Consider the following 26,605-nt stretch of genomic DNA (forward strand, 5'->3'; position numbering starts at 1 on the left):
CCGGGCCGCAGCTCTGTTCAGCTGAAGATCAGCGGATGGTCTGGAAGGTGCTCAGACCGGTCTTGCCGTTGGCCCACAGCTGGTTGACCCGGCTGCGCTCGGTCGAGTTCGGGTACGCGTTGGTGCAGGACGGGCCGGGGCCGCCACCGGACATCAGCTCGCTGCACGGCCCGGAGTAGTGGTCCGGCAGGCCGAGCACGTGGCCGGTCTCGTGGGCGACGATCCGGGTCGGGTTGTACTGCTGCGCCTGGGCGAAGTCGAGGAAGATGTAGCCCCGGCCGTGGCCGTTGGTGGACGCGTACGAACCGCGCGGGTCGTTGCCCTGGGTGTAGTAGAAGTCGTACGAGCCACTGGTGACCTGCTGCAGCTTGACGTTGGCGACCGACGAGTTCCAGATCGACGTCGACTGGGAGATCTGGCTCGAGAACGACGACGCGGCGTTGCGGTACCGGACGGTGACCGCGGCGAGCTTGTTGCCGCTCTTGGCCTGCTTGGCGAGCGCGGACTTCATCACCGCGTCGTAGAACGCCTTGTTGGCGGCGGCTTCGGCCGGCGAACCGGCGTAGGTCGAGACGGTGGTCGCCTCCGCGCGCTCGGGGGCGGGAGCGGCGGTTGCCTGACCGGCCGCGGCAGCGGAGAAGCCGAGGGCGGCGGTGGCCAGGACGGCCAGGGAGGAGATGAGCTTGCGATGGGGCATGGGCGGGCCTCATTCGTTTCTGGGGCGGAGAGCGATCGGATCGTCACCGAACGCTGTTGACCCAGCAGTGATAGCAAGCCGGGCCTTTTTCCGCACCAGGACGGGGAATAGCCGAGGGTATACCTGCGCGCACGCTGTGTTGACGCTGAAAACGCGAGGGGTATTCAGGCGTTTGCCCCGCTGCCCTGTCCGCTCAGCGGGAAAACGCGTGCGTCAACGCACGGGTCCGCGATGAAGGGTGGCGGCGACCCGGGCGAGTGAGCGGATCGCCGGGATGCGATTCGTACTGGCCCAGGCGAGCACCAGATGACTGGGCGGTACGTCGCTCAGTGGAACGATTGTCAGGCCGGGTGGGAGTTCGTGCGGAAGTGGTGCGATGCCGACGGTCCCGTTCCAGAGCACCGACTGGACGCACTCATGAACCGTCCGCACTACCGGGCCTTCACTTCCGGTACTACCGGTCCAGTAGGCCCGCCAGATGGGGTCGGTGCCTTCGGGGAGGCGGAACCAGGGGCGGTCGGCCAGGTCGGTCACCGTGAGGGACTCGCGGTCGGCCAGGGGATCGTCGGTTCGTAGCACTGCGCCGACCGGGTCGGAACGGAGGACCTGGGTTGCGATGCCGGTGTCGTCGAAGGGTGAGCGGGTGATGGCGACATCGACCAATCCGGTACGCAGGCCGATCGTCGGGTCGGTGAAGTCGGCTTCGTGGATCAGCACGGTGATACCGGGGTGCTGTTCGCGGAAGGCGGTGATGAGAGCGGGGCCGGCCTGCTCGACACTGCCTCCCAGGGTGCCGATGGTGATGGTGTCGGCGCCCGCGGCGATGGCGACGCGGGACTTCAGTTGGTCGACCTGCTTGAGCAGCAGCCGCGTCTCGTCGTACAGGGCGGTGCCGGCGGGGGTCAGCGCGACGCCGGCCGGGGAGCGGGTCAGGAGGACCGCGCCGAGGTCGGTCTCCAGTTGCTTGATCGCGCGGCTCAGCGGTGGCTGGGTCATCGCGAGGCGCGCGGCGGCCCGGCCGAAGTGGAGTTCCTCGGCGACGGCGACGAAGTAGTTGAGGGTACGCAGGTCCATCACCAGCGACGATACCCGGAAGGTATCGAGCCATCAGGACCGGACTTGGACGTGGATGGTCGGCCCGGGCTGGACTGGAAGGGAGACCAGAAGGAGTTTTCGATGGAATTGCCTGAACCTGTCGTCGAGGTCGGCGGCGCGCGGGAGATCGGCCGCGACGTGCTGGTCATCCCGGACCGGAGCGTGCCGCTCGTGCCCAACATCGGGGTGATCGGCGGTACCGAGGCGGTGCTCGTCGTGGACACCGGGATGGGTCCGCGGAACGCCGAGCGGGTGCTGGAGTTCGCGCTCGAGTACGCCGCCGGACGACGCCTGTACCTGACCACGACCCACTTCCACCCCGAGCACGCGTTCGGCGCCCGGAGCTTCGCCGGCGAGGCGACCTACCTGGTCAACCAGGCGCAGGCCGACGACCTGGTGACCAAGGGGCCCGGGTATCTCGAGATGTTCCGCGGTCTGGGCGAGACCGTCGCGCAGGCGCTGGAGGGTGTCGAGCTGGCCCGCCCGGACACGATCTACCCCGACACCTACACGCTGGATCTCGGTGAGCGGGTGGTCGAGTTGCAGGCGACTGGTCGCGCCCATAGCAAGGGTGATCAGGTGGTGCGGGTGGATGACGTGCTCTTCACCGGCGATCTGGTGGAGTCCGGGCAGTTCGCGATCTTCCCGTGGTTCCCGCCGCATGATGTCGACGTGTCGGGCACCCGGTGGCTGGCGGTGATGCAGCAGTTGGCCGATGCCGAGCCGGTGCGGACCGTCGTACCGGGGCATGGCGAGGTCGGTGGCGCCCAACTGCTGGCCGACACCCGCGACTACCTCGAACTACTCCGCGACGAGACCTGGCGTCGGCGCGACTCGTCGATGGCCGAGGCCACGATCGTCGCCGAGGTCACCGAGGTCATGCTGAAGCGGCATCCCGACTGGACCGGGCAGGACTGGATCGCCTCCGGCGTGCGCTGCCTCTGCGCCGATCACGGCTAGCGGGCGATGCAGTCGGCGAGGTGGTCGTTGACGATGCCGGTGGCTTGCATCAGGGCGTAGCTGGTGGTGGGGCCGATGAAGACAAAACCCTTCTTCTTCAGGGCTTTGGCCATCGCGATCGACTCCGGGGTGGTGGCCGGGACGTCGCTCATCGTCTTCGGGGCCGGGCGGTCGGCGGGCTTGAACGACCACAGCAGGTCGGTCAGCTCGCCGGGCTCCAGTTCCAGCAGGGCGCGGGCGTTGGTGATGGTGGCGTTGATCTTCAATCGGTTGCGGACGATGCCCGGGTCGCCCATCAGCCGGTCGAAGTCCTTTTCGCCGTACGCCGCGATCAGCTCCGGATCGAACTGGTCGAAGGCTTTGCGGAAGTTCTCCCGCTTGCGCAGGATCGTGATCCAGGACAGCCCGGACTGGAACCCCTCGAGCGTCATCCGCTCGTAAAGGCCGTGGTCGTCGCGGATCTCCTTGCCCCACTCGTCGTCGTGGTACGCGATGTACTCCGGCGCGGAGGTGGCCCAGCTGCACCGCAGCAGCCCGTCGGGGCCGGTCACGGCCGTCATCGGGCGACCACGGCCGCGAGGCGCTTGAGTGAGATGCGCATCATCAGCTCGAAGGCCGGCCGGATGAGCGGCCAGGAGATCCGGCCGAGGGCGCCCAGGGGTGGGATGACGTCCTCGGACCAGGTGAACGTGCTGCCGTTCGTCGTCGGCCGGACTGCGAAGGTACCGGTGCCGCGGACGATGGTGCCGAGGTGTTTCACGGTGCATTCGTTGGGTGGATCCCAGTGGGTGATGACCATGTCGTCAGTGAATCCCAAGGGACCGACACTTGTCCGCGCCGCTACTCCCCCGCCGACGCCGCGGCCGTCGTTGTCGGTGGACCAGACGCGGGTGAACAGCATCCAGGCGGACTGGCCGTTCCAGTCCATCACCGCGTCCCAGGCGGCCTGCGGGTCGAGCGGCAGGTCGATGGCGGCTTCGGCGTGGCAGGACATCAGTTCGGACGCTGGACGGCGCTCACGTCGGGCGCGGCACTGTGCCGGCCCCGCTGCTGCCCGTCCGCGTCGGTCCCGTCCTCGTCGTCGGCCTCGGTGGTCGGAGTGGCGGCGGCGTTCTGGGCGAGGTCCTCTTCGGAGTACTCCGGGGGTGGCTCCTTCGCCTGGAACCACGACTCCGGTTCCGCCTCCTTGCTGGTGTGCACGAGCTCCTGCAGCATCGGCGGCAACGGCACCGGAGCTTGCGGCCGCGCATCAAGCACAGAAGCCCGCTCCTCCTCAAACCAAGGCTCAGCCGGCACTTCACCAGCCACCGGCGGAGCGTGGTGCTCGAGCTCAGCAGGAGCTGTCGGTGCCGAGGCTGCCTCGGCCGGTGCTACCGGCGGCGCGGCCGCCTGTTCGGGGTGCAGGTCCGCTTGTGGCTGGGCACCCAGCTGCGCCTCCGGCGCCGACGACGCCTCAGCGGCCGGTGCTGCGGGCGCTGCCGGTGGCAGCGCCTCGGCAACCGGTGCTGCGGGAGCGTGGGATGCGGCTGGGGCCTCGGCGGCGGCTGGTGGTTCTGCTGGGGTTGGCACCGGCTGGGCGGGGGGTGTGGGGGCTGCGTCTTGCTCGGGGGTGGGGAAGTCGCCGCCTACGAGGATGGGTTTGTTGTAGCCGGTGTCGTCGAAGTCGGTCGGCTGGTAGTCGGCGCGGGCGGTGAAGCCGGCGCCTTCGGGACCGTGGATGATCGGGCTGACGGCTCGCTCCAGGTCGGCGATCCGGCGGTCGCGCTCGGCCACCTCGCGGCCGACGCGTTCGAGCAGGGTGTCGACCTCGTCCATCCGGTATCCCCGCAGGCCGACGCCGAAGCGGGCCTGTGCGAGGTCGTCGGCGGTGAGCGCTTGCCGCGCCGGCACCGTCAGGTCCGGCCGGTCGTCGTACGCCGGGGCCATCGCGCCCCACCGTCCCGAGGCAACGACGGCAACAGCCCCGATCAGGAGCACGACAATCAGCCCGAAGAACCACATCACGTGACCGATCGTGCCATGCCGACGGACAACCCCGCACAACCACGGGCCGGTCGCCGGTTGTCAACCCCCACTTTCACCGATCGCCCGCGCCGGAACAGCACTGGTTTCAGCTGCCGTCGGAGCCGAGGCGGCGGACCTCGCGGCGCTCCCTGGCCTCCGGGCTGTCGACCTCCGCGACGTCGCGCGCGGCCGCGGCCGCCGCCTCCTCAGCCGCCGCGTCGGCCATCTCGCCGGCCTTCATGATGTAGCTGATCGCCTCGTCCACATCGTCGGTGATCGTGAACATGTCCAGGTCCGCCGCCGAGATCTTGCCGTCGGCAAGCATCGTCTCGCGCAGCCAGTCGGCCAGCCCGCTCCAGTACGACGTCCCGAACAGCACCACCGGGAACGACGTCACCTTCCGCGTCTGCGCCAGCGTCAGCGCCTCGAACAGCTCGTCCAGCGTGCCGAACCCACCCGGCATCACGACGAACCCCTGCGCGTACTTCACGAACATCGTCTTGCGGGTGAAGAAGTACCGGAAGTTCATCCCGATGTCGACCCACTCGTTCAGCCCGTTCTCGAACGGCAGCTCGATCCCGAGCCCGACCGACACCCCGCCGGCCTCGGAGGCGCCCTTGTTGGCCGCCTCCATCACACCCGGTCCACCGCCGGTGATCACCGCGTAACCGGCGCCGGCGAGCTTGCGCCCGAACTCCTCCGCCGCCGTGTACATCGAGTCCTCCGGCTTGGTCCGCGCCGACCCGAACACGCTGATGGCCGGCCCGAGCTCGGCCAGCATCCCGAAGCCCTCGATGAACTCCGACTGGATCCGCAGCACCCGCCACGGGTCGGTGTGCACCCAGTCCGACGGCCCGCGGCTGTCCAGCAGCCGCTGCTCGGAGGTCGAGTGCTGCACCTGGTTGCGGCGCATCACGACAGGCCCCCGCTGCTGCGAGCCCTGCGGACGGTCGGGGTGGATCGATGGTTCGGTCATATGTCCAGATTAGTGCGGACCCACACCACGGACCCGCCGAAACCCTACGTCGTCAACCAAGTCCTCAACCGCTGTTCACACTGCTCGATGTCCGCCTCGGGCACGAACTCGTCCTGCTTGTGCGCGTACAACGGGTCGCCCGGCCCGTAGTTCACCGCCGGCACTCCGAGCGTCGTGAACCGCGCGACATCGGTCCAGCCGAACTTCGGCTGCGGCTCACCCCCGACCACCTGCAGGAACGCGGCCGCCGCCGGGCGCTCCAGGCCCGGCAGTCCGCCCGGCGCGGAGTCGGTCACCACCACGTCGTACCCGGCGAAGACCTCCCGCACATGCGCCTCCGCCTCGGCCTCCGACCGGCTCGGCGCAAAGCGGTAATTCACCGACACAGTGCACAGATCCGGTACGACGTTCCCGGCGACCCCGCCGCTGATCGCGACCGCGTTCAGCCCCTCGCGGTACTCCAGCCCGTCGATCGGCACCCGCCGCGGCTCGTACGCCGCCAGCCGGTTGAGGATCTCGCCGGCCTCGTGAATCGCGTTCTTCCCCATCCACGACCGCGCCGAGTGGGCCCGCTCGCCCCGCGTCGTCACGTCGACCCGCATCGTGCCCTGGCAGCCCGCCTCGACGACCGCGTTCGACGGCTCCATCACGACCGCGAACACACCCTCCAGCAGCTCCGGATTCGTCTGTGTGAGCTTGAACAGGCCGTTGCGCTCCGACTCGATCTCTTCGCAGTCGTAGAAGACATAGGTGATGTCGCGATTCGGCTCGGCCAGCGTCGCGGCCAGCCGCAGGCCGACGGCGACGCCACCCTTCATGTCGCAGGCGCCGAGCCCGTGGATCAGCCCGTCCGCGCGCCGCGCCGGCAGGTTGTCGTTGAGCGGCACGGTGTCCAGGTGCCCGGCGACGACGATCCGCTCCGCGCGCCCCAGCTCGGTCCGGGCGACGACCGTGTTGCCGTGCCGCGAGACGGCGAGATGCGCGTACGCCGACAGCGCCGACTCGACCGCGTCGGCCAGCTCCTCCTCGGTCCCGCTGACCGACGAGACGTCGACCAGCGCAGTACAAAGGTCCGGGCCGGACAGGGACAGATCAAGCTTCGCCATCAGAATCCTCAACAACCGCTGGTAGGAAAACACAGAACTCATTGCCCTCGGGATCCGCGCAGACGTGCCAGCCGATCTCGTCGTCCTTGGGCCGCAGCAGTGTCGCACCTGCGGCCAGGACGGCGTCGAGGTCGGGCGCCGTGATGTCCCAATGGATCCGGTTCTTCACCGTCTTCGGCTCCGGCACCGGGTTGAAAACCCAGTACTTGAACGGCAGCCCGGGCACGCTCTCCAGCCAATACCACGGCTTGTCCGGCTCGTGCCCGACCTCACCACCGACCACCCCGGCCCACCAGCGCGCCTGCGCCTCCGGGTCGGCCGAGTCCACGACCAGCTCCATCAACCGGTACTCCGTGGCCTTCTCACGCACGAATCCGCAGAACTCGCCGCCCTCGGGATCCGCCATGACGGCCCAGTGCTGCCGCTCCGAGATCGGGCTCAGCACGGTCGCCCCGGCTCGCTCCAACTCCTCGATCGCGCTCGTGTGGACATCCAGATGCACCCGCTGCTGACCGTCCGCGGCTCGGCCACCCGGTTGAGCCAGATCGTCTTCTCCGGCCGGTCGCCGACCAGCACCTCCGGGTTGTCCGCAGGCGAGGTCAGGCCGAGCAGCCGGCCCCAGAACGACGTCATCACACTCGGGGACGCCACATCGATACACAGATCCTTGAACCGCCCCAGACTCATGTATCCGAGGCTAATGGTTATCCCGCGTGCTTTCGCTGATAGTGACGATTGACGCGCTCACGGTTGCCGCAGGACGGCGAGCACCAGGTCTGCCGCGGATCGTCCTGCAGGAAGTACTTGACGCAGCGGGCAGCCGGACAGGCGCGAAGGCGGAGCCGGTCCGGACTCGCGAGGAAGTCGATCCCCGACCGCCCAACCGCTCCCAACAGCAACTCGACCGGCTCGGTCGCGCCGCCCGCCCAACGCACGATCGGCTCACCTCCGTCGGGCCATTCCAACTGCGCGCTGCCGAGCGCGTCCGCCGCCTCGTTCAACCTCCGCAAGGCGGTCGCCGAGTCGAGCAACCTGCCGTCATCCGCCTTACTAGGCGGCGCCGGACTGACCGCCCGAGCAAACAACGACCGCACCGCCCGCCGCACACCCACCAACTGCTCCCGCACCCCGTCATCAACCACGAGGGCAGAGAAGTCGAACCCCCTCGACCGCAGCGAGGACGAGGCGGGGGATCCGCCGGGCATCTCCTCGACGGAGGGCCCGCCGAGCACCTCCTCGACGAGCGGGGCGTTTGCCCGGATCCAGGTCTCGGTCAGCTCGACCGTGGCCAGGCCGTCTGCGACGCCGCCCTGGCCGTCGTGCCGGATGGTTGCTGAGATTTCGAAGGCGAGTGGAGCCACGTTTGGCATACTATCGCCTCTAACGGCAGAATAAGATCTACCATTAGGCGGACCCATGAGCGACCTCCAGACCCCGATCGAGGCGTCGATCACTCGGCTCAATGCCCCGCTCGTCGACCTCGACGACGAAACCGCTCGGGCACCTTCGGGTCTGCCGGGATGGTCGCGGGGGCATGTGCTGACGCATATCGCGAACTTCAGTGAGGCAATGACGCGGCAGGTCGAGGAGGCTCTCGCCGGGCGGTTGATCGACATGTACGACGGTGGCCGCCCGGCTCGTGATGCCGCGATCGAGGTCGGCGCCGGCCGTTCCGCCGACGAGCTGCGGGATCATGTGTCGACCTCGAGCGCCGGTCTGCTGGACGCCTGGGGCAAGGTCGACGACTGGTCGCGCCCGGTGCGACACCGAGACAGCGATCTGGCCGCGACCGTGTACGCCGGCTGGCGGGAGTACGAAGTGCACACCGTCGATCTCGCCCTCGAGCCCACCACCGACGACTGGTCCGAAGACTTCTGCCTCCACCTCCTCGACTTCCTCCGGCCCCGAACACCCACCGGGGTCCACCTGGTCCTCGACGCGGGCGAGGTCCGCTGGGAGAACGGCACCGGCGAAGACGTGGTCCTCACCGGCTCCCTGACCGACCTGACCGCCTGGCTAGCCGGACGGCCGCACCCGCTCACAGGCGCCCTTCCCGACCTCAACCCCTGGCCCTGACAATCAAAGACGTGGACCTCCGCGCAGCACTCCTCGCCGATCGAGCCAGTACGGCGAACCGGATCGCCGCGCTCACCGCCGACCTCGAAGCGATCGTCGAAGCCTCCCGCCTGGTCGCCACCGACGACGAACACGACCCCGAGGGCTCCACGATCGCCTTCGAACGCTCCCAGACGACGACCTTCCTCGAGGACGCCCACAAACACCTTGCAAACCTCGACGACGCCCTCGGCCGCCTCGACGCCGACGACTACGGCCGCTGCGAAACCTGCGGCAAGCCGATCGCCGTCGGCCGGCTCCTCGCCCGACCGACCGCACGGACCTGCATCGACTGCGCGACCTGACCAGTCGGCGGCGGCGCCGCGTCCGCGCAGGCGGCCTACTTCAGGCCGGTGGTCTTCATGGCGTCGACCAGGCGTTTCTGGCCGGCGACGAAGACGATGACGGTGGGGATGGCGGCGATGACCGCGGCGGCGAGGATGAGGTTCCAGGCTGAGGCGTACTGGCCTTGCATGCCGGCGATGCCTAGCTGGATGACGCGGAGGTCGGGGTTGCGGGTGATGGTGAGGGGCCAGAGGAAGGCGTTCCAGTTGGCCAGGAAGAACAGCACTGACAGGCTGGCCAGGACCGGACGGCTCAGAGGCAGGATGACGCTCCAGTAACGACGCCAGTAGCCGCAGCCGTCCAGGTCGGCGGCTTCTTCCAGCTCGCGCGGGATGTTGAGGTAGTACTGGCGGAGCAAGAAGATGCCGAAGGCATGGAAGATGCTGGGGACGATCAGGCCGGCGTAGCTGTCCAGCAGGCCGAGCTGCTTGGCTACCAGGAACAGAGGCACCAGGATCACCGGCAGCGAGACGAGCAGCGTCGACATGATGCCGGAGAAGATGATCCCGCGGCCCGGGAAACGCAAGCGGGCAAGGGCATACGCCGCCATCGAGTGGAAGAACAGGGCGACGACGGTGACGACGACCGAGACGATCGCGCTGTTCAGCAGGAAGCGCGGCAACGGGATCTTCAGCAGGACGTACTGGAGGTTGTCGAGCGTCCAGGCCGACGGCCAGCCGAACGAGAAGACATCCTCGGCAGGTTTCAACACGCTGATCAGCACCCAGAGCAGCGGGGCGACAGCAAGGAGAGCCAGTACGTGAGCCAGGATCGGGAAGAACCTAGTCCTCATCGAAGCGACCTCCTCGGGTGACGGCGAACATCACGCCGGTGCAGGCAGTGAGCAGGGCGACGACGACGGTGGTGAGCGCCGCGGCGTACCCCATGTTGTTGAAGGTGAACGCCTGCTCGTAGATGTAGATGACGACCGTGCTCGTCGCGCGGGCCGGCCCGCCCTTGGTCAGCACGTAGACGAGGTCGAACGCCTGCAGCCCGGTCACCGCGCCGATCGTCGAGTTGACCACGACGAAGAAGCTGGTCGGCCGGAGCAGCGGCCAGATCACGTACCGGAACCGCTGCCACGCACTCGCGCCGTCGATCTGCGCCGCGTCCTCGAGCTCCTTCGGTACGTCCTTCAGCCCGGCCAGGAAGACCAGCATCTGATAGCCCATCAGGAACCAGACCGAGATCACCACATAGGTGCCCAGGGCAAGCGACGGCGTACCGAGGAAGGACACGTCGCCGAGCCCCAGCGGTGCCAGCAGCTTGGCGAGCGCGCCGCGCTTGTCGACCAGCAGGAACTGCCAGATCAGGCCGACCACGACCAGGCTGACCACGTTCGGCAGGAAGAACGCCGAGCGGACCCAGCCGATCCCCTTGAAGTGGTTGCGGACCAGCATCGCCAGCGCGAAGCTCACCACGAAGGCGATCGGCACGAAGCTCACGACGTAGATCGCGGTCACCTCGAGCGATGCCCAGAGCTGGTCGTCGCCGGCCATCAACCGGTAGTTGGCCAGACCGACGTACCGGTAGTTGCCGAAGCCGTCGACCTTGAAGAAGGCGACGCCGAAGGCCAGCACCATCGGCAGCGCGACGAAGATCAGCAGGCCGATCACGTCCGGCGCGAGGAACGCGTACGCCGCCAGCGCCTCGCGCCGCTTCTTGGTCATCGGCACCTTCTCGCGCGGGCTCTTCACCAGCGCCTCGGGCCGGGTGATCGTCGCGGTCATGTGATGGGCGCGCCCTGGTAGGACTTCAGGAAGGTGTCGATCTTCTGCGCGGCATCGGCCGCCGCCTTGGCCGGATCGGAACCATTCAGCTGGCAGGCCTGGATGGCGTCCGCGATCGGCTGGTACACCTCAGGTGGGAAGCGCGGCTCAGGCTTGCCGGTCGGCGCGATCTCGGAGACGAACTTCTTCAGCGGTCCGTCGGCGAACGCACCCTTCGCGTCAGCGGCAGTCTGGACCGACTTGCGTGGCGGCACATTGGTCTTGACCACGGTGTTCCACTGCCACTGCCGCTCGACCCCTTCGGCATCGGTCGACCCGAGCGCCCAGGCGATGAACTTGGCCGCGGCCTCGGGGTTCTTGCCCTTCGAGTTCGCGACGAACGCCCAGCCGCCGAGGTCCGTGGCCGGCCTGCCGCCCTCCGGAGTCGGGTGCGGAATCACGCCGTACTTGAAGTTCTTCGCCTTCGCGCGCAGGTCTGCGACGGCCCAGATCCCGCTCTGCTGCATCGCGGCCGCGCCCGAGCCGAGGTTGGAGACGACGTCACCGCCACCGTCGCCGAGCGCCTTGCGGGGAGCCACCTTGTTCTTGATCGTGTCCTGCCAGAACCTCAGCGCCTGGACGGCGGCCGGTGAGTCGAAGGCGACCTTGCCGTCCTTGATCGGCGTACCGTCGCCCTGCCACAGGAACGGGTACCAGGTGAAGTTCTGGTAGTAGCCGGGCAGCGTCTCGAACATCACCCCGTACCGATCCTTGCCCGTCAGTTTCTGGGCGACCGCGAGGGTCTGGTCCCAGGTCTTGGGGAGATCCGCCTCCGACAGGCCGGCCTTCTCGAACGCGGATTCGCTGTAGTACAAGGCGAGTGGCTCGATCTCCATCGGCAGGCCGTAGATCTTGCCGTCGACGCTGCGAGCCTCGAGCAGGCCGGGCAGGTAGTCGGTCTTGGTCGCATCGCTCAGGTTGCCGGACAGATCCTGGAGGACGCCGCCGTTGTAGTAGCGCAGGAAGTCGCCGGGGCTGATCAGGAAGATGTCCGGGCCCTGCCCCGACTGGAAGGCCGTCTGCAGCGTCGTACCGCTGAGATAGTCCTTGCCGGGGATGTAGCGCAGCTTGACCTTGACGTCGTTGTTCTGGTTCCACTGCTCGGCCAGGGCGACGAACCACTTGCTCTGCGGGCTGTTGTCGTCCGACGGACCGTAGAAGTTCCAGAACGACAGCTCCTTGCCGTCGCCGCCGGCGTCGTCGCCACCGCAGGCGGTCAGCAGTGGTGCGGCGACGGCGGATGCAGCCAGCGCGCCCAGCAGGGTCCGTCGGCTCAACTGAGGTGCAGGGGATCGTGCGGCCATCGGAGACTCCTTGGCAATCGATTTCTCACAAAGTACGGGCGAGGGCCGGAGCGGTCAAGGTTTCATTGACAGCTGAGCGTGGATTTGCCTACTCTCGCTGGAAATCGATTTCTGAGCTACTGCGGAAGTGGGGCAAGGGATGCCGGGTACGCCGCCTGTGGAGTTGCCCCGGGAGCTGGTCGGGCGCGGTCTGGCTGCCGCTCGGCACGCGATCGAGACCGAAGCGGCGGCAGTCTCCGCGCTGGCCGGCCGGCTCGACGGGGTGTTCCTCGACGTACTCACCGCCGTTGCCGCTTGTGAAGGACATCTGGTCGTCACGGGTCTGGGTAAATCGGGGCTTGTTGGGCGCAAGATCGCGGCGACGTTGGCGTCGACGGGGACGCCTGCGACCTTCATCCACGCGGGGGACGCCTTGCATGGCGACTCGGGTGCGGTCACGGCGCGGGACCTCGTGCTCGCGTTGTCGGCGTCGGGCGAGACGGCGGAGGTGTGCGCGTTCGCGCGGATGCTGAGCGATCGGGGGATCCCAGTGATTGCGATGACGGGGGCGGAAGAGTCCACGCTCGCCGGGCTTGCGGCGTACACGCTGGACACGATGGTGTTGCGGGAGGCAGATCCACTCAATCTGGCGCCGACGGCCTCCTCGACGGCGGCGTTGGTGATGGGCGATGCGCTCGCGTGCGCTCTCGTAGTACTGCGGGAGTTCACTCATCACGATTTCGCCCGGTTCCATCCCTCCGGCGCGCTCGGGCGCAAGTTGCTCGATGCCGGGGAGGAGGCATGACGCAGTACGACGTGTGTGTGCTCGGGTCGTTCATGAAGGATCTGGTCGCGCGCGCCGAGCGGCGGCCGCTGCCTGGGGAGACCTTGCACGGCACGGGTTTCGCGGAATTCCTTGGGGGCAAGGGGGTCAATCAGGCGATCGCTGCTTCGCGGATGGGAGCGCGCACCGCGATCGTCGGCACGATCGGGGACGATCGGTACGGCGAGGAGTTCCTGGAGTTGCTCAAGACGGATGGGGTGGACACCGATTGGGTGGTGCGGCATCCGGAGCTCGGTACCGGGGTGGGGCTTCCGCTGGTACTTCCGGACGGCAGCAACTCGATCATCATCGTGTCGCGGGCGAACTCCGCGATCACCGTCGCCGACGTCGAGGCGGCTTCACCCGTACTGACCTCGAGCGCGGTCCTCAGCGTCCAACTCGAACTCCCCGTCGAGGCCAGCCGGGCAGCCCTCCGACTGGCTTCAGCCGCCGGCGTCACCACCATCCTCACCCCGGCACCCGCCGGCCCGGTCGACTCGTCCCTGGCCGCCTTCGTGGACGTCCTCGTCCCCAATGAGGTGGAGGCCGCCGCCCTGACCGGGCTGGACTGCAACGATTCCCAGGTACCGGTGATTGCACGTCGCCTGGCCGATGAATGGAACCTCCGCGGCTGCGTGATCACCCTCGGCCCCCGTGGCGCTTACGTGCTGGATCGTGTTGCTGGAGTCGAATTGCGTGTTCCTGCGCATGCGGTGGCAACTGTCGACACAGTCGGCGCAGGCGACGCCTTCTGCGGCTCACTCGCGGCCTCGCTGGCCACCGGCACGACGCTGGCCGACGCCGTACGGCTGGCCAATGCCGCGGGTGCGCTGTCTACAACGATGAACGGCGCGGCCACCTCCTGCCCCGACCGATCTGCAGCTTTGGCCTTGCTGGACTCGTGAGATCCTTGTGCCGTCCAGACGGCGGGTAGGTCTCAAGCGGGGAGCGAGTATGACGACGATCTACGACGTCGCGCGTAGATCTGGCGTATCGCCGGCCACCGTCTCGCGGGTGCTCAGCGGCCGCCGGAACGTGGACCCCGAACTGTCCGAGAAGGTCCGCGCGGCGGTGGCGGAGCTCGGCTACCGGCCGAACGGAGTGGCCCGCAACCTCCGCCGGGCCAGCACCAATCTCTGGGCCGTCGTGATCTCCGACATCGAGAACCCGTTCTTCACCTCGCTGGTGCGCGGTCTCGAGGACGTCGCTCAGACGGAGGGTTACCACGTCGTACTGTGCAACTCGGATGAGGATCCCGCGAAGGAAGAGGCGTACGCCTCCGCGGTACTGACCGAGCAGATGGCCGGCGTGGTGATCTCCCCGACGTCGACCGCCGAGGGCGTCGCACTGCTCGACGGCGCCAAAACCCCGATGGTCCTGATCGACCGCCGGGTCGAGGGCGTCGAGGCGGACACCGTCCTCGTCGACAACGAACACGGCGCCGCCGAAGGCGTCAAACACCTCCTCGACGGCGGCTACCAACGCATCGCCTGCATCACCGGCCCGCGCCGGGTCAGCACCGCGATGGACCGCCTGGCCGGCTATCGCTCGGCCCTCCGCACGGCAGGCATCCGCTACGACAAGGACTTGGTCCGCCACGCCGACTTCCGCGAGGCCGGCGGCTTCGCAGCCATGGAAAGCCTCCTGGACCAGCCCGAGCCCCCCGAAGCCCTCTTCGTCACCAACAACCTGATGACCGTCGGCGCCCTCGAATGCCTAGCCAAACGAGGCCTCCGAGCCCCCGACGACATCGCCGTGGTCGGCTTCGACGACATCCCCTGGGCCGACCTGGTAGTCCCCTCCCTAACCACAGTCGCCCAACCCACCTACGAACTAGGCCGCACCGCAGGCCTTCTGTTGAAAGACCGAATCGCCTCCCCCGGCCGCCCCCCATCCACAGTCACCCTCCGCACAGAACTCCACATCCGAGCCACCTCGGCCCCCAAAAAACCCTGACCCACCCTGCTATTCTGAGTTCCACGAGGCCTTCGATAGCCGCGGAGAGAACGCCAGGTCTGCTGCCAGACCCTCCGGTTCACCGGCTGAGGCGCTCCGGACCATCGAAGGCCTCGTCCTTCGTCACAGCCCTTCCCCTGGCCACCACGGGTACGCCTCCATCAGCCCCGGCACGGCGATCACCCGCACCCCGTGCCCCCAGCTCTTCCCCTCGTACCTGCGAATCTGATGCCTGACCGCCAGCAGATGATGGTGCTCGAACCCACCGAACTCATCCGCCTCCAACGCCGCCCGCGCCAGCTACTTGCCGTCAGCAATGTCCCTTCGAGGATCAATCCCGCCACGTAGTTGTAGAAGGCAACTTGATTGGCTCGCATCGGATCGCCTGTCGCGAGAGCCGCCTTCTCGACGAGTACGAAGTTGACCACCACCCCGTCCACCGCCGCGAGCTGGCCGGCCACGAACTGCCGCCGAGGAAACCTCTTGACGTGTTCGGTCCAGTGCAGTGGCTTGCCCGCCGGCACGGAGAGCCGCTGACGACACACTCCGATCGCCTGACGCAACGACGGGTCGTCTTCGTCGGCGATCAGCACCGCAACCATCGCGAAGAACCGCGAGGCCTTTCCAGACGTCCCACGGTCACCGGTCTCGTCGACATAGGCACGGACCAGCTTGGACCTCGCCCGGCGGTTTCGGTGGGCTTCAGGTGGTTAGGTTGGTGTCTGCGTAGATGGTCATGGCGTCGCGGAGGTAGGGGGCGATGGTGTTGTCGGTGCCGCCGATGGTTTGGGTGAAGCGGGGGTCGTCGACGTACATCTGGCCGAGGGCCTTGTAGGCCTCGCGGTTCGGGGTCCAGAAGAGGCTGGTTACCTGGTAGTGGAGTTGGATCAGGTCCTGGACTGTCGGGTCGTGCACGGGGGTGCCTTTCGCCTTCAGGGCTGCGATTCCTTCGTGGACGCGGTGGTGGCCGGTGCGGGCCAAGTCGGCCTCCTGTTCGGTCCAGTTGCGCATTCGGTCGTAGCCGGCGTCCACCTGGGCGTCGCCCCAGCGTTCGCGGGCCTCGGCCTCGTAGGGGTTGTGCTCGAAGCCCTCGAAGATCTTGTCGGGTTTCATTTCGCCTCCTTCGGAGAGGTTGGCGATGGTGGTGTCGACGGTGCGGATCAGCTGGCCCAGGCGCAGTTGCTCGCGCAAGAGCCATTCCTTGTGCCGGGCGAGTACCTCGATCGTGCTCGCGCTGCTGCGGCGTTCGAGTACTTCGCCGACGACGTCGAGGCTGAGTCCGAGGTCGCGGAGCAGGAGGATCTGCTGCAGCCGGAGCAGCTGTTCCTGCTCGTAGTACCGGCGTCCGTTCGGCGCGGTCCGGGCCGGGATCAGCAGCCCGATCGCGTGGTAATGCCGCAGCGTCCGCGAGGTGACACCCGACTCCCGCGCCACCTCGGCGATCGACCAGGCCACCTCGCCACCCATCCCTCCACCATCATGCGACCGGCCCTTCCGGCCACACCAATGACGCTAGGTGTTGCCGCTACGTCAACTTCAAGCCTATCAATGCGGCGGTGGTGGCGGGGTATTGCCGGCCCGGATCCATTCGACGAAGTCCCGCGCCGACTCCTCGGCCGGCCGCACGACCAGCCCCGCCGCCAGCGCCTTGCGATTGTCGAGCTGAAAGGTCCCGTCATGGGTCAGGTGAAAGCGGTCCTCAGGGGGATCCCAATCGACCGGCGGACTTCCCGGTACTACGGAACGCCACGCCTCAGCCAAGGCCCTCATCGTTGTCGACTCACTCACCGCGTTGAAGGCCCCGCCCGCCCCGTCAATGCTCAAGCGCAACAGGAAAGCAACCAGGTCGCGTGCGTCCAGGTACTGAATCGGCTGGTCGGGCCGAGCCGCGCATTCGAGTGCCTTGCCCGTGGCCAGTGCCTCACCCCAGTTGCCGAAGTCCGGGTTGTACGGCCCCACCACGAAGCCCGATCGCACGGCCGACAACTGGTCTCCGAATGCCTCAGTCAGCAGCAACTCCGCCCGAGCCTTCGACGGCCCGTAGAGATCCATCGAGAACTCGTCCTCAGGAGCGCCGGATGGCCAAGGAAGCAGCTCAGCCGACTCGGTCATCGCCGGCGTCGTCTTGCTCGCGTAGACCCCGATCGTCGACATGAACGTGTAGTGCCCAACCCGATCCCGCAACACCTCGACGCTCCGCCGGATGTCCCGCACCAAGAACCCCGACATGTCGATCACCGCGTCCCACTCGCCCGACGCCAGCGCGACCGGATCGGCACGCTCCCCGATGATCCGCTCGACCGAGGGAAACAACCCCGGGTTGGTCAGCCCGCGATTGAACAGCGTCACCTGATGGCCATCCGCCAGCGCCACCTCGACCACATGCCGCCCGAGGTTCTTGGTCCCGCCGAGCACCAACAACCTCATCCCAGCCCCCTCGCGACGTCGTCGAGCTCAGCGAGCAGTGGGTTGATCCACTCGCTGGAGGAAGGTACTGTCCGGACGCCCTCCTCGACGACCCAGGTCAGTGCGCGCAGGATGAACGCGATCCCGCCAATCGACAACTGTCGCTGCACCAGCGAAGGATCGGCGCCCGCCGCATCGATGTAGCGGGCAACGATCGGCTCGGCTTGGTGGCCGATGGCAACGGCATCGCGGACCAGGGTGTAGAGATCACTCAGATGCGGCGCGAGGTAGGTCAGCGGCCAGTCCACGATCGTCCACCGAGTGCCGTCGGAGACCAGGTTCTTCGGCACGTAGTCGCCATGGACCACCCGGGCATCCGTTGCCTCATGCAACTGATCGAGAGCCGCGGCACCCACGGTCAGCAGCCGCTCCGCAAGCTCGGGGTCGGCGGGACTTCGGCGTACCAGCTCAGCCAACTGCTTCGACGTGAACTCACTCGAAGCATCCACCGGCTTGGACCGCACCTCAGCCAGCAATTCGGCCGCAGCGAGGAAGCCCGACGCAGACGGCTCCTGCTCCAGATTCACGCGCCCGACGTCGGCGAGCACGAGCAGTACAGAGTCATCGGTCTCGACACTGTGGATCAACCGAGGCGCCGGCAACTGCAGCGGCACGACAAAGCGCCGGTACGCCGCACCCTCACTCGTCTGGGCGTCACTCCCCCGCTTGACGATCACGCAGCGCAGTCCGTAGGACAGCCGCCACACCTCCGACGAACCCCACTCGCGCAGCACCTCGCCCTTGAGCTCACCGACCGCCGGCGCTTGCGTCGCCTCGAGAACCGGTCCGGCGATGACGTCGAGCCAAGCGGGCAGCATGCAGCCATCCTGACAAGCCGCGTCACCACTTCCAAACGGGTTTCAGCTGATCGCCGCGAGCATCCGATCCACGATCCGCCGGGCAACCAGTACCGGATCCAGATCCGTCACGATCCGGTGCGGCCCGCCCTCCTCCACGCTGAACCGGGTCAACCCATCGCCCTCGACCACGATCCGCCCAGTGGCGAAAGAGAACAGCGACGGCTCGACCATCGTCAAAACAGCCGCCGGATCATGCGGCACATTGAAGTCCTGCGACCGATAAGCCCAGTACTGCCGAATCTCACCGCCGAGCAACTCCCCCAAAGCCCCCGCCGCCTCGAGCTCCGTCAGCATCGAAGCGTCGAGCCGCAACCGCGTCGTCTGCTCCAGCCCGATCACCGTCGCCGGTACGCCGGACCCGAACACCACCGCGGCCGCCGCGACATCGCACTTGATGTTGTGCTCGACCTTCCCCGACGTGAAGTCCCCACCCATCAAGAACACCTGGTCGATCCGATGCCCCTCGACCTCGACCGCCTCGGCCAGATTCGTCAGCGGCCCGATCGCCAGTACGGTCGACGACCCGGCCAGCAACCCGATCGGATCACCCTCACCGACCGCCTCCCGGTCGAGGTCAGGCATCAGCACGCCCTCGTGCCCGGCCCAGAACACCTCCCGACCGGATCGGGTCTCGCCACGCCCAGGCACGACCGGGCCAAGGTCGAGGCCGGCGACGCGGGCGATTCTGGCGACCATCCGGGCGCGCAGCAGCACGTCGCCGTACACGGTGGTCACCCCGGTGAGGGCGAGTTCCGGTGAGCCGAGGATGGCGGTGAGCGCCAGGACGTCGTCGACATCGGTGCCGATGTCGGTGTCCAGGACGAGCGAGGTCGGCACGCGGATCCTTTCGAAGGTGACCGCAGCAGGTTATCGACTGGCAAGACCGGTGGTCGGCCGCCGACCGGGCGTCTGGCAGGCTTTGGGGTATGACTGAGAACGCCACGCGCGCCTGGGGCTTCGGCCTCGCCACCGTCACGACCTCGGGCAACGTGCTCGACGTCTGGTACCCGGCCCCCGAACTGGGCGAGGCGCCCGAGGGCACGAAGGCGCCGGCGGAGCTGATCGCTGCCGAGGGCAACGACGACCTGCGCCAGGTACGCCGGACCGTCGTGCAGACCACGATCACGCTCGACGAGGCGCCGGCCGACGTCGCCGACGCCTACCTGCGGCTGCACCTGCTCTCGCACCGGCTGGTCCGTCCGCACGGCCTCAGCCTGGACGGCATCTTCGCCTCCCTGCCGAACAACGCGTGGACCTCGCACGGCCCGGTACCGGTCGACGAGATCGAGCACGTCCGGCTGCGCGCCCGGGCCGCCGGACAGCACCTGTCCGTGACGAGCGTCGACAAGTTCCCGCGGATGACGGACTACGTCGTACCGTCCGGTGTCCGGATCGCCGACGCGGACCGGGTTCGCCTGGGCGCGCACCTGGCGTCGGGAACCACGGTCATGCACGAGGGTTTCGTGAACTTCAACGCCGGCACGCTCGGCACCTCGATGGTCGAGGGCCGGATCGTGGCCGGGGTGATCGTCGACGACGGCAGCGACATCGGCGGCGGCTCGTCGATCCTCGGCACCCTGTCCGGCGGCGGCAAGGCCGTGCTCTCGATCGGCAAGCGCTGCCTGCTCGGCGCGAACAGCGGCATCGGCATCTCGCTCGGCGACGACTGCGTGGTCGAGGCGGGGCTCTACGTGACCCCCGGTACCAAGCTCAAGCTGCCCGACGGCTCCGTGGTCAAGGCGATCGAGCTGTCCGGCCAGTCCGGGCTGCTCTTCCTGCGCAACTCGATCACCGGCGCGGTCGAGGCACGGCCGCGCAAGGGTGAGGGCATCGCGCTCAACGAGGCGCTGCACGCCAACGCGTGACAAATCACGCCAACCAAGGTGAGGGGCAGCACGTCATACAGAGCGTGACCCAAATCCCGGAACCAGTACGCCGTCGTCGCACGTTGGGACCGGTATGCCGATGAACCGGGGCGCCTTGGTCGCAGTAGGAGCAGTGGGTGCCTTCGCGGTCGCTGTCGGTGTCGGGATCCACTGGGTCAGCGGCAAGGACTTCGGCCCGCTGCTGCCGCCACGTGAGCAGTGCGAGGCCACGGTCAGCACCGGGTCCGTAGTACTGGACCTGGAGCAGGCGGAGTCGGCGGCGATCATCGTGGGCGTCGCCGTACGCCGCGGGCTGCCGCCGCGGGCCGCTACGGTCGCGCTGGCTACGGCGTACCAGGAGTCCGGACTGCGGAACCTGGCGCATGGGGACCGGGACTCGCTCGGGTTGTTCCAGCAGCGGCCGTCGCAGGGCTGGGGGACGATCAAGCAGGTGCAGGACCCGCACTACGCGGCCGGCAAGTTCTACGACGCACTGGTGAAGGTGCCGAACTACCAGAAGCTCGCCGTGACGGTCGCGGCCGACAAGGTGCAGCGCAGCGCCTTCCCCAATGCGTATGCGGACCATGAGGCGGATGCGCGGATCCTGGCGTCCGCACTGACCGGGCAGTCGAAGGCCGCTCTCAGCTGCACGGTCAACACCGAGTCGATGCCGGCCGAGACGATGGGCAAGAACGGGCTGACGCCGCGCGCCGAGAAGGTTCGCAAAGACCTGGTCGCGACCTTCGGGAAGGTGTCCACCGGCGGCTACGAGCCCGGCGGCGTGACGACCGGTCACATGGAAGGTTCGGCGCACTACGAGGGCCGGGCCGTCGACATCTTCGTGAAGCCCATCTCAGCGGCCAACACGGTCAAGGGCTGGGCCATGGCGCAGTACCTGGTCGCCCGCGCCGACCACCTCGGCATCCGCACAGTCATCTTCAGCGACAAGATCTGGACCGCAGGCGGCAAGTCCGACAACGGCTGGCGCGACTACACCGCCCCCGACCGCCCCGGCAACAAAGACACCCTCCGCCACCTCGACCACGTCCACGTAGACGTCATCGACCAGTAGTCGCGACCTTGAACACCAAAGGGCGACCTCGGACATGAAATAACGTGTCCAAGGTCGCCGCTAGGTGTTCAAGGTGCTGACTTCTGGTCAGCTGGGGTCGGGCGAGTTCTACTCGTCGTGCTCCTGCGGGGGCAGCGCGGCGATGAACGGGTGGTCCTTGTCGATCTTGCCCATCTTGGAGGCGCCGCCCGGTGAGCCGAGGTCGTTGAAGAAGTCGACGTTGGCGGTGTAGTAGTCCTTCCACTGCTCCGGGGTGTCGTCTTCGTAGTAGATCGCCTCTACCGGGCAGACCGGCTCACACGCTCCGCAGTCGACGCACTCGTCGGGGTGGATGTAAAGCATCCGGTTGCCCTCGTAGATGCAGTCGACCGGACACTCCTCGACACAGGCGAGGTCCTTGAGGTCAACACACGGCTGCGCGATGACGTAGGTCACTGGTACTCCTCCTATAGCCAGCAGGCGCAGCGGACTGGGTGCTGCGGTGCGGTGTTCCCGATGCTCATATGGTGGTGCGGCTACCTAGTATCACGGTAGTCCCAGCCCCACTCTGCCAGGAGTCCGCATCGTGTCAGGCCTCAGTGCCCGTGATATCGGCCACCGTGTCGTGGTTCGCCACCGGCTTCCGGGCGGCCAGTCGACCGATGTGATCGGGGTACTGCAGGGATACGACGCGGGTTGGCTGGTGGTCCGGCACTCCGACAGTACGCTGCACCGGGTCCGTTTGCAGGACGTCTCAGCAGCCAAACGGATCCCACCGATGCCATTGCGCCCGGTGGACGTCGAGCAACTCTTCCTCACCACCGCCCTGGGCCGCCCCGCGGTAGAGACCTCGTACGTCGGCCAGTGGCTCCTCAGGGCCTCTGACGGCTGGACTGGCCGCGCCAACTCCCTCCTGCCGGCCGGTGACCCCGAGATGCCCATCTCCGAGGCTCTCAAGCTGGCTGAGGCGTTCTACACCGACCGGGGACTCCAGTCCCTGGCCCTGGTCCGTCTGGAGAGCCCTGCGGCCCAGGAGCTCGGCCAGCTGGGCTGGGTCGACGCCCGGCCGGAGCAGGCGGACGTACAGGTCATGCACACGACGCTGGACCTGGTGAACGCCTCCCCTGACTTTGAGGTGACCATCAGCGACAAGCCGGACGCAGCCTGGTATGAGGCCGCCTTCGAGGACGCTCCTCCGGCAGCGGCGCCCGCTGTGATGGAGGGCGCTCCCAAGGCGGCCTTCGCGTCGGTGGAGCTCGACGGTCGGGTGGTCGCGGTGGGGCGCGGCTCGATGACGGGCCACTGGCTGGGTGTGGACGCCGTGCGGGTCGACCCGGAGTACAGGAGGCGTGGGCTCGCCACAGCGATCCTGCAGGGGCTTGCGCGCTGGTCTGGGCAGTTGGGCGGCCGCCGCAGCTACCTGGAGGTCGTGGAGGACAACAAGCCGGCCATGACGACCTACACCAACCTCGGGTACGCCACGGCCTACCGGTACCGCTACCTAACGAACCAACCGTCGAGCTGACCAAGCCGCCGCCAGCGCAAGCACCGCAAACCCAGCCAGTACTACGCTCAGCCCCTGCCCGGCATAGACCACACCACCCACCGCCACCCCTAGCGCACCGGACAGCTGCGCGTTGGTGGCGATGACCCCAGACGCATCAGCCGCGTACTGCGTCGGCACGGCCGAGGTGATCGCCCCGATGAGCGTGTTGGCGCTGAACCCCAGCCCAAGCCCGCCGATCCCCAGCAGAGCGAACAGCCACGGCCCAGCCGACCCACCGAGCTGCAGGAACGCCAGCACGGCCAGGTAGCCCGCGGCCAGGATCAGGCAGCCGATCACTGGCATCCAGCGGAAGCCCTCGGGCAACCGCGGCAGGATCGGCCCGGCCAGCCCGAAGGCGGCCACCCACACCACCATGGCGAACCCCGAGTAGGCCGGCCCTTTCCCCAGCCCCTGTTGAAGATAGAGCGCCAAGACGAACAGCAGACCGAAGTACGCGCCAGTGGTCAGCCCGTGGGCGAGCAACCCGGCCCGGACAGCCGGTGTGCGCAGTAGAGGTCGAGCGATCAGGGGCCGACCACCACGGGCGGCTGTGCGCCGCTCGCCTAGCTCGAAGAGGACCACGACCGGCACACTGCAAGCCAGACACAGCCAGGACCACAGTGGCCAGCCACGCTCGGAGCCCAGCAGCAACGGCACGACCACCAGCAGGACAGCAGCGGACAGCGTGAGCACACCGCGCGGATCGATCGCCTGCCGATCCCCGCCGGAGCCGGAGCCGGGGCCGCCTGCGGCGGCGTCAGCGTCGGCCGGGAGGTGACGCCTGGCTACGAGTACCAGAGCGAGTCCGATGGGCACGTTGATCAGGAAGATTGGGCGCCAGGCTGTGCCGAAGAGGTCGGCGGCGATCAGCAGGCCGCCAAGGACCTGGCCGGCCACTGCTCCCCCGGACAGTGCGATGGAGAAGTACCCGAGCGCCTTCACCCGGTCTCGGCCGGCGAAGTACAGCTGGATGCCGCTCAGGACCTGCGGCACCATCAGCGCAGCGCCGGCGCCCTGCACGAACCGCGCCACGGTCAGCGAGTAGACCTCCGGCGCCAGCCCGCAAGCCAGTGAGGCGACCGTGAACACCTGCAGGCCGAGCAGGAACACCCGGCGATACCCCCACGAGGACCCGAGCCGCGCGCCCGTGATCAGCAGGACGGCGAACGCGACGACGTAGCCGGAGACCACCAGCGCGACCTGCCCCTCCGAGGCGCCCAGCGTCGCGCCGATCGACGGCGCCGCGATGTTGGCGACCGCGGTGTCGACGTTGGCCATGAACTGACCGGTCAGCAGGATCGCGAGGATCGCCGTCCGGCCACGGGTAGCCGTGAGTGTCTGCACAGGGAGGGAACGTGTCGCGAGGCCATCGTGTGAGGGCGGGCAGTCGGTAGGGTCGGCACATGACTGAGCAGGTGCGGCCGGAGTACGCAGGGGACTACGAGGGCACGGTGCACGTCGAGTACACGCCGCACCCCGACGACGGCGTGGCCGATCCGGGCGAGGTGGTCTGGACCTGGGTGCCGTTCGAGGAGGACCACCACCGCGGCAAGGACCGGCCGGTACTGGTCGTCGGCTCGGACGGGCCGTGGCTGCTCGCGTTGATCCTGACCAGCAAGGATCACGACCGCGACGCCGCCGACGAGGCGCGCTGGGGCCGGGTCTGGCTCGACATCGGCAGCGGCCCGTGGGACAAGGCCGGCCGCAACAGCGAAGTACGGATCGATCGGGTACTGCGGATCGACCCGGCCGAGGTCCGCCGTGAAGGCGCGGCCATCGGCGAGGACGTCTTCACCGACGTCGCGGCCCAGTTGCACGAACTGCACCGGGCATGAAACTGGGCCGCCCCCAACGCAAGGGGACGGCCCAGAGGCAAACGGCTCAGCTAGGCGGCCGGGTGGTTGTGGGACCTGACGGCTTGCCCATTCCCGGCGGACCAGGAGTGGTGGGGGTCGCCGGCGGCGTACCGGGCTTGGGCCCGCAGTGGATCGTGTCGGCCGCGTTGTAGTTCGTGGTGAACGACTCGGTCTTGACCCGGACGCCGTTCTTCGCGAAGTACCGGAAGATCTTGATGTCGAAGCCACCGGTCGGCGCCTGCGGCCGGCAGTTCGCGGCGGTGTCCCAGACCTCGCCCGGCGCGCGGAAGTTGGTCCGTTCCGACTTGCCCGCGGTGATGTCCCAGACCTTGGTGCCCCAGATCTTCACCGTCAGGGTGCCCTGCCCACCGGGCTTGGCGGCGGTGAAGATGGTCTGCACGAAGATCCCGTGACCGGAGTCGTTGAGGAACTTCAGGTCGACCGACGGCCAGGCCACGGTCGCCTCCCGGCCGACCGGGTAGCGGTCGATGTAGACGCTGTGCGCCTTGTGCTGGACGTCCTTCAGACCGGCGAAGAAGGCCGCGTTGAAGGTGGTGGTGGCCGACTGCGAGACGCCGCCGCCGAGGTCCAGGACGAACTTGCCGCCGCTGATGATGTTGCCGTCGGTGAAGCCGTTCTCGCGGGTCCGCTCGCCGACGATCTTGTTCAGGCTGAACATCTCGTTCGGCTTCAGCAGGGTGCCGTTGATCTTGCGCGCCGCGGTGCCGATGTTGACGTTGCGGTACTCGGCGTAGGGGAAGTGCGTGGTGAACTCCCCCATCACCTCCTTGATCCCGAGCGCGGCGGCCGCCTCGGTGGTGACCTTGGCCTTGGTGTGCGCCAGGCCGACCGCGGCGGTGCGCTGACCGGCCGGCTTCGGCAGGATCGCGAGGATCGCCGGCACCACCTTGTCGCGGGCCACCACCATCCCGTCGACGGCGGGGATCACCTTGACCTTGCCGCCCACCACGCCGATCGTCGCGTCCTTCGGCAGCGTCTCCAGCGTCTTGAACCGCTCGGCGAACAGCGGCTCGAGCAGCTTGCCGTTCAGGCTCGGCGTGAAGCCGCCGTCCTTGGCGACCAGGGTCAGCGCGGGAGCGAGCTCCTCGGGCTGCAGATCGGCGCTCTTGTCCCCGACGGTCAGCCGGACCGGGCCGGACATCGCCGGTACGGCGTACTCCGACATCGCCTTGTCGATGGCCTCGGTACCGGCCTTCGGCTTGGTCACGCTGACCTGGAGGTCCTTCGGGTTGCCGTCCGACGGGAAGCCGGAGACGACCGTCTCGGTGGCCTTGTCGTTGTCCAGCTCCAGCCCGTCGGCGGACGGGTGCTGGACGGCCTTGGCCTGCACGAAGGTGATCGTTCCCTCGGTGGCCGGCCGGTTGACCTGCTTGGCCAGCGTCTCGATGGCCGCCTTCAGCTTGGTCTCGTCCTTGGCGACCACCGGCTGGATGGCGTCGCCACCGGTCATCGCCCGCCAGATCCGGGCCGGGTTCAGGCTGCGCCCGGCCCCTGCCGCGGCGACGGTCGCGTCGACGTCCAGCGTCAGCCCGGCGTCGGCGGGCTTCACCGCGAAGGTCGACTCACCGGCCTTGACCTTGATCGGCAGTACCAGGCGATCCTTCAGCCCGGCCTGTAGTTTGGCTTTCGCGTCGTTCTCGGACAGGCCACCGAGCGGAATCCCCAGGACTGTCGTATCCCCCGGTACTTTGTCGCCGGTCAGCGCGAACGCCAGACCGTAAGCGACTACGAGCACCCCGAACACTGCCGCGGCGATGATCCCCGCGAGCTTGTTTCTCCCCACCGGACAGAGTCCTCCTGCTCGTAACCAG

At 68.0% G+C, this 26,605-nt stretch carries 31 protein-coding genes; 10 read left to right on the forward strand and 21 right to left on the reverse strand.

What is annotated here, in order from left to right; translation table 11 throughout:
- Window positions 1-28: 28 nt before the first annotated feature.
- Both snpA and AB0M15_RS34235 read right to left on the reverse strand, forming a co-directional pair.
- Window positions 29-697 (reverse strand): snapalysin, encoded by a 669-nt coding sequence (snpA, locus tag AB0M15_RS34230; protein ID WP_363827897.1) that lies wholly within the window; start codon window positions 695-697, stop codon window positions 29-31.
- A 213-nt stretch (window positions 698-910) separates the two neighbouring features.
- Window positions 911-1,771 (reverse strand): LysR substrate-binding domain-containing protein, encoded by an 861-nt coding sequence (locus tag AB0M15_RS34235; protein ID WP_363827900.1) that lies wholly within the window; start codon window positions 1,769-1,771, stop codon window positions 911-913.
- A 102-nt stretch (window positions 1,772-1,873) separates the two neighbouring features.
- On the opposite strand from AB0M15_RS34235, the gene AB0M15_RS34240 reads away from it, so the two are divergent.
- Window positions 1,874-2,752 (forward strand): MBL fold metallo-hydrolase, encoded by an 879-nt coding sequence (locus tag AB0M15_RS34240; protein WP_363827903.1) that lies wholly within the window; start codon window positions 1,874-1,876, stop codon window positions 2,750-2,752.
- Here the strand turns inward: AB0M15_RS34240 and AB0M15_RS34245 are convergent.
- The 8 genes from AB0M15_RS34245 to AB0M15_RS34280 all read right to left on the reverse strand — a co-directional run bounded on the left by AB0M15_RS34245 (window position 2,749) and on the right by AB0M15_RS34280 (window position 8,199).
- The gene (locus AB0M15_RS34245) at window positions 2,749-3,312 is read right to left on the reverse strand and encodes a DNA-3-methyladenine glycosylase I (protein ID WP_363827906.1); all 564 of its coding nucleotides are present in this window, start codon (window positions 3,310-3,312) and stop codon (window positions 2,749-2,751) included. The genes AB0M15_RS34240 and AB0M15_RS34245 overlap by 4 nt on opposite strands.
- Window positions 3,309-3,746 (reverse strand): SRPBCC family protein, encoded by a 438-nt coding sequence (locus AB0M15_RS34250; RefSeq protein ID WP_363827909.1) that lies wholly within the window; start codon window positions 3,744-3,746, stop codon window positions 3,309-3,311. The genes AB0M15_RS34245 and AB0M15_RS34250 overlap by 4 nt, the downstream gene beginning before the upstream one ends.
- Window positions 3,746-4,753, reverse strand: coding sequence for a DivIVA domain-containing protein (locus AB0M15_RS34255; protein WP_363828249.1), 1,008 nt, complete (start codon window positions 4,751-4,753; stop codon window positions 3,746-3,748). The genes AB0M15_RS34250 and AB0M15_RS34255 overlap by 1 nt, the downstream gene beginning before the upstream one ends.
- A gap of 109 nt (window positions 4,754-4,862) precedes the next feature.
- Entirely contained in the window at window positions 4,863-5,732 is an 870-nt protein-coding gene (locus AB0M15_RS34260) for a TIGR00730 family Rossman fold protein (protein ID WP_363827912.1), read from the reverse strand.
- 44 nt (window positions 5,733-5,776) lie between these two features.
- Window positions 5,777-6,838, reverse strand: a complete 1,062-nt coding sequence (gene dapE / locus AB0M15_RS34265; RefSeq protein ID WP_363827916.1) for a succinyl-diaminopimelate desuccinylase — start codon at window positions 6,836-6,838, stop codon at window positions 5,777-5,779.
- Entirely contained in the window at window positions 6,825-7,382 is a 558-nt protein-coding gene (locus AB0M15_RS34270; RefSeq protein ID WP_363828252.1) for a VOC family protein, read from the reverse strand. Before AB0M15_RS34270 ends, dapE begins: the two co-directional genes overlap by 14 nt.
- Window positions 7,277-7,525, reverse strand: a complete 249-nt coding sequence (locus AB0M15_RS34275; RefSeq protein WP_363828255.1) for a hypothetical protein — start codon at window positions 7,523-7,525, stop codon at window positions 7,277-7,279. Before AB0M15_RS34275 ends, AB0M15_RS34270 begins: the two co-directional genes overlap by 106 nt.
- Window positions 7,526-7,542: 17 nt before the next feature.
- A complete protein-coding gene (locus tag AB0M15_RS34280; RefSeq protein WP_363827919.1) occupies window positions 7,543-8,199 on the reverse strand; it encodes a CGNR zinc finger domain-containing protein in 657 nt (218 codons plus the stop codon).
- 55 nt (window positions 8,200-8,254) lie between these two features.
- On the opposite strand from AB0M15_RS34280, the gene AB0M15_RS34285 reads away from it, so the two are divergent.
- Together AB0M15_RS34285 and AB0M15_RS34290 are read left to right on the forward strand one after the other, a co-directional pair.
- On the forward strand, window positions 8,255-8,914 hold the full coding sequence (locus tag AB0M15_RS34285; protein WP_363827923.1) for a maleylpyruvate isomerase family mycothiol-dependent enzyme: 660 nt from the start codon (window positions 8,255-8,257) through the stop codon (window positions 8,912-8,914).
- Between the two features lie 11 nt (window positions 8,915-8,925).
- A complete protein-coding gene (locus AB0M15_RS34290; protein WP_363827926.1) occupies window positions 8,926-9,258 on the forward strand; it encodes a TraR/DksA C4-type zinc finger protein in 333 nt (110 codons plus the stop codon).
- A gap of 35 nt (window positions 9,259-9,293) precedes the next feature.
- Here AB0M15_RS34290 and AB0M15_RS34295 read toward each other — a convergent pair whose 3' ends face one another.
- From AB0M15_RS34295 to AB0M15_RS34305, 3 genes are read right to left on the reverse strand one after another with little or no spacing between them, the layout of a single operon-like run.
- Window positions 9,294-10,091 (reverse strand): carbohydrate ABC transporter permease, encoded by a 798-nt coding sequence (locus AB0M15_RS34295; RefSeq protein WP_363827933.1) that lies wholly within the window; start codon window positions 10,089-10,091, stop codon window positions 9,294-9,296.
- Window positions 10,081-11,028 (reverse strand): sugar ABC transporter permease, encoded by a 948-nt coding sequence (locus AB0M15_RS34300; protein WP_363827938.1) that lies wholly within the window; start codon window positions 11,026-11,028, stop codon window positions 10,081-10,083. The genes AB0M15_RS34295 and AB0M15_RS34300 overlap by 11 nt, the downstream gene beginning before the upstream one ends.
- On the reverse strand, window positions 11,025-12,371 hold the full coding sequence (locus AB0M15_RS34305) for a sugar ABC transporter substrate-binding protein (protein ID WP_363827946.1): 1,347 nt from the start codon (window positions 12,369-12,371) through the stop codon (window positions 11,025-11,027). The genes AB0M15_RS34300 and AB0M15_RS34305 overlap by 4 nt, the downstream gene beginning before the upstream one ends.
- Window positions 12,372-12,528: 157 nt before the next feature.
- Between AB0M15_RS34305 and AB0M15_RS34310 the strand changes: the two genes are divergently transcribed.
- From AB0M15_RS34310 to AB0M15_RS34320, 3 genes are read left to right on the forward strand one after another with little or no spacing between them, the layout of a single operon-like run.
- Window positions 12,529-13,155: an SIS domain-containing protein gene (locus AB0M15_RS34310; RefSeq protein WP_363827951.1), complete on the forward strand. Its 627-nt coding sequence runs from the start codon at window positions 12,529-12,531 to the stop codon at window positions 13,153-13,155.
- Window positions 13,152-14,078, forward strand: a complete 927-nt coding sequence (locus AB0M15_RS34315; RefSeq protein ID WP_363827954.1) for a ribokinase — start codon at window positions 13,152-13,154, stop codon at window positions 14,076-14,078. Before AB0M15_RS34310 ends, AB0M15_RS34315 begins: the two co-directional genes overlap by 4 nt.
- Window positions 14,079-14,127: 49 nt before the next feature.
- Window positions 14,128-15,129: a LacI family DNA-binding transcriptional regulator gene (locus tag AB0M15_RS34320; protein ID WP_363827958.1), complete on the forward strand. Its 1,002-nt coding sequence runs from the start codon at window positions 14,128-14,130 to the stop codon at window positions 15,127-15,129.
- A 179-nt stretch (window positions 15,130-15,308) separates the two neighbouring features.
- Here AB0M15_RS34320 and AB0M15_RS34325 read toward each other — a convergent pair whose 3' ends face one another.
- The 5 genes from AB0M15_RS34325 to AB0M15_RS34345 all read right to left on the reverse strand — a co-directional run bounded on the left by AB0M15_RS34325 (window position 15,309) and on the right by AB0M15_RS34345 (window position 19,292).
- On the reverse strand, window positions 15,309-15,731 hold the full coding sequence (locus AB0M15_RS34325) for a hypothetical protein (RefSeq protein WP_363827961.1): 423 nt from the start codon (window positions 15,729-15,731) through the stop codon (window positions 15,309-15,311).
- Window positions 15,732-15,831: 100 nt separating this feature from the next.
- Complete coding sequence (locus AB0M15_RS34330) at window positions 15,832-16,596, reverse strand: TipAS antibiotic-recognition domain-containing protein (protein ID WP_363827964.1); 765 nt, start codon at window positions 16,594-16,596, stop codon at window positions 15,832-15,834.
- Window positions 16,597-16,674: 78 nt separating this feature from the next.
- The gene (locus AB0M15_RS34335) at window positions 16,675-17,556 is read right to left on the reverse strand and encodes an NAD-dependent dehydratase (RefSeq protein WP_363827967.1); all 882 of its coding nucleotides are present in this window, start codon (window positions 17,554-17,556) and stop codon (window positions 16,675-16,677) included.
- Window positions 17,553-18,413 (reverse strand): phosphotransferase, encoded by an 861-nt coding sequence (locus tag AB0M15_RS34340; RefSeq protein ID WP_363827970.1) that lies wholly within the window; start codon window positions 18,411-18,413, stop codon window positions 17,553-17,555. Before AB0M15_RS34340 ends, AB0M15_RS34335 begins: the two co-directional genes overlap by 4 nt.
- A gap of 42 nt (window positions 18,414-18,455) precedes the next feature.
- Window positions 18,456-19,292, reverse strand: coding sequence for a nucleoside hydrolase (locus AB0M15_RS34345; RefSeq protein WP_363827973.1), 837 nt, complete (start codon window positions 19,290-19,292; stop codon window positions 18,456-18,458).
- Between the two features lie 89 nt (window positions 19,293-19,381).
- Here AB0M15_RS34345 and dapD point away from each other — a divergent pair, with 89 nt between their 5' ends.
- Both dapD and AB0M15_RS34355 read left to right on the forward strand, forming a co-directional pair.
- Complete coding sequence (gene dapD, locus AB0M15_RS34350) at window positions 19,382-20,320, forward strand: 2,3,4,5-tetrahydropyridine-2,6-dicarboxylate N-succinyltransferase (RefSeq protein WP_363827976.1); 939 nt, start codon at window positions 19,382-19,384, stop codon at window positions 20,318-20,320.
- Between the two features lie 94 nt (window positions 20,321-20,414).
- Entirely contained in the window at window positions 20,415-21,392 is a 978-nt protein-coding gene (locus AB0M15_RS34355; RefSeq protein WP_363827980.1) for a hypothetical protein, read from the forward strand.
- A 108-nt stretch (window positions 21,393-21,500) separates the two neighbouring features.
- On the opposite strand, the gene fdxA is transcribed toward AB0M15_RS34355, so the two are convergent.
- Window positions 21,501-21,827, reverse strand: a complete 327-nt coding sequence (gene fdxA / locus AB0M15_RS34360) for a ferredoxin (protein ID WP_131285641.1) — start codon at window positions 21,825-21,827, stop codon at window positions 21,501-21,503.
- A gap of 130 nt (window positions 21,828-21,957) precedes the next feature.
- On the opposite strand from fdxA, the gene AB0M15_RS34365 reads away from it, so the two are divergent.
- Window positions 21,958-22,896, forward strand: a complete 939-nt coding sequence (locus tag AB0M15_RS34365; protein ID WP_363827984.1) for a GNAT family N-acetyltransferase — start codon at window positions 21,958-21,960, stop codon at window positions 22,894-22,896.
- On the opposite strand, the gene AB0M15_RS34370 is transcribed toward AB0M15_RS34365, so the two are convergent.
- A complete protein-coding gene (locus AB0M15_RS34370; protein WP_363827987.1) occupies window positions 22,873-24,261 on the reverse strand; it encodes an MFS transporter in 1,389 nt (462 codons plus the stop codon). The genes AB0M15_RS34365 and AB0M15_RS34370 overlap by 24 nt on opposite strands.
- A gap of 59 nt (window positions 24,262-24,320) precedes the next feature.
- On the opposite strand from AB0M15_RS34370, the gene AB0M15_RS34375 reads away from it, so the two are divergent.
- The gene (locus AB0M15_RS34375; protein ID WP_363827991.1) at window positions 24,321-24,752 is read left to right on the forward strand and encodes a type II toxin-antitoxin system PemK/MazF family toxin; all 432 of its coding nucleotides are present in this window, start codon (window positions 24,321-24,323) and stop codon (window positions 24,750-24,752) included.
- Window positions 24,753-24,798: 46 nt separating this feature from the next.
- Here AB0M15_RS34375 and AB0M15_RS34380 read toward each other — a convergent pair whose 3' ends face one another.
- Entirely contained in the window at window positions 24,799-26,577 is a 1,779-nt protein-coding gene (locus tag AB0M15_RS34380; protein ID WP_363827994.1) for a VanW family protein, read from the reverse strand.
- Window positions 26,578-26,605 lie beyond the last annotated feature (28 nt).

This window comes from Kribbella sp. NPDC051718 (assembly GCF_040681515.1).
Classification (GTDB): domain Bacteria; phylum Actinomycetota; class Actinomycetes; order Propionibacteriales; family Kribbellaceae; genus Kribbella.

Coding starts and splice junctions, on each gene's coding strand:
- AB0M15_RS34235 (WP_363827900.1), bottom strand. CDS start 1,771: ATGGACCTGCGTACCCTCAACTACTTCGTCGCCGTCGCCGAGGAACTC.
- AB0M15_RS34320 (WP_363827958.1), top strand. CDS start 14,128: ATGACGACGATCTACGACGTCGCGCGTAGATCTGGCGTATCGCCGGCC.
- AB0M15_RS34260 (WP_363827912.1), bottom strand. CDS start 5,732: ATGACCGAACCATCGATCCACCCCGACCGTCCGCAGGGCTCGCAGCAG.
- AB0M15_RS34355 (WP_363827980.1), top strand. CDS start 20,415: ATGCCGATGAACCGGGGCGCCTTGGTCGCAGTAGGAGCAGTGGGTGCC.
- dapE (WP_363827916.1), bottom strand. CDS start 6,838: ATGGCGAAGCTTGATCTGTCCCTGTCCGGCCCGGACCTTTGTACTGCG.
- AB0M15_RS34275 (WP_363828255.1), bottom strand. CDS start 7,525: ATGAGTCTGGGGCGGTTCAAGGATCTGTGTATCGATGTGGCGTCCCCG.
- AB0M15_RS34340 (WP_363827970.1), bottom strand. CDS start 18,413: ATGCTGCCCGCTTGGCTCGACGTCATCGCCGGACCGGTTCTCGAGGCG.
- AB0M15_RS34300 (WP_363827938.1), bottom strand. CDS start 11,028: ATGACCGCGACGATCACCCGGCCCGAGGCGCTGGTGAAGAGCCCGCGC.
- AB0M15_RS34255 (WP_363828249.1), bottom strand. CDS start 4,753: ATGTGGTTCTTCGGGCTGATTGTCGTGCTCCTGATCGGGGCTGTTGCC.
- AB0M15_RS34240 (WP_363827903.1), top strand. CDS start 1,874: ATGGAATTGCCTGAACCTGTCGTCGAGGTCGGCGGCGCGCGGGAGATC.
- dapD (WP_363827976.1), top strand. CDS start 19,382: ATGACTGAGAACGCCACGCGCGCCTGGGGCTTCGGCCTCGCCACCGTC.
- AB0M15_RS34245 (WP_363827906.1), bottom strand. CDS start 3,312: ATGACGGCCGTGACCGGCCCCGACGGGCTGCTGCGGTGCAGCTGGGCC.
- AB0M15_RS34315 (WP_363827954.1), top strand. CDS start 13,152: ATGACGCAGTACGACGTGTGTGTGCTCGGGTCGTTCATGAAGGATCTG.
- AB0M15_RS34250 (WP_363827909.1), bottom strand. CDS start 3,746: ATGTCCTGCCACGCCGAAGCCGCCATCGACCTGCCGCTCGACCCGCAG.
- AB0M15_RS34325 (WP_363827961.1), bottom strand. CDS start 15,731: ATGGTTGCGGTGCTGATCGCCGACGAAGACGACCCGTCGTTGCGTCAG.
- AB0M15_RS34285 (WP_363827923.1), top strand. CDS start 8,255: ATGAGCGACCTCCAGACCCCGATCGAGGCGTCGATCACTCGGCTCAAT.
- AB0M15_RS34305 (WP_363827946.1), bottom strand. CDS start 12,371: ATGGCCGCACGATCCCCTGCACCTCAGTTGAGCCGACGGACCCTGCTG.
- snpA (WP_363827897.1), bottom strand. CDS start 697: ATGCCCCATCGCAAGCTCATCTCCTCCCTGGCCGTCCTGGCCACCGCC.
- AB0M15_RS34295 (WP_363827933.1), bottom strand. CDS start 10,091: ATGAGGACTAGGTTCTTCCCGATCCTGGCTCACGTACTGGCTCTCCTT.
- AB0M15_RS34375 (WP_363827991.1), top strand. CDS start 24,321: ATGACTGAGCAGGTGCGGCCGGAGTACGCAGGGGACTACGAGGGCACG.
- AB0M15_RS34330 (WP_363827964.1), bottom strand. CDS start 16,596: ATGGGTGGCGAGGTGGCCTGGTCGATCGCCGAGGTGGCGCGGGAGTCG.
- AB0M15_RS34335 (WP_363827967.1), bottom strand. CDS start 17,556: ATGAGGTTGTTGGTGCTCGGCGGGACCAAGAACCTCGGGCGGCATGTG.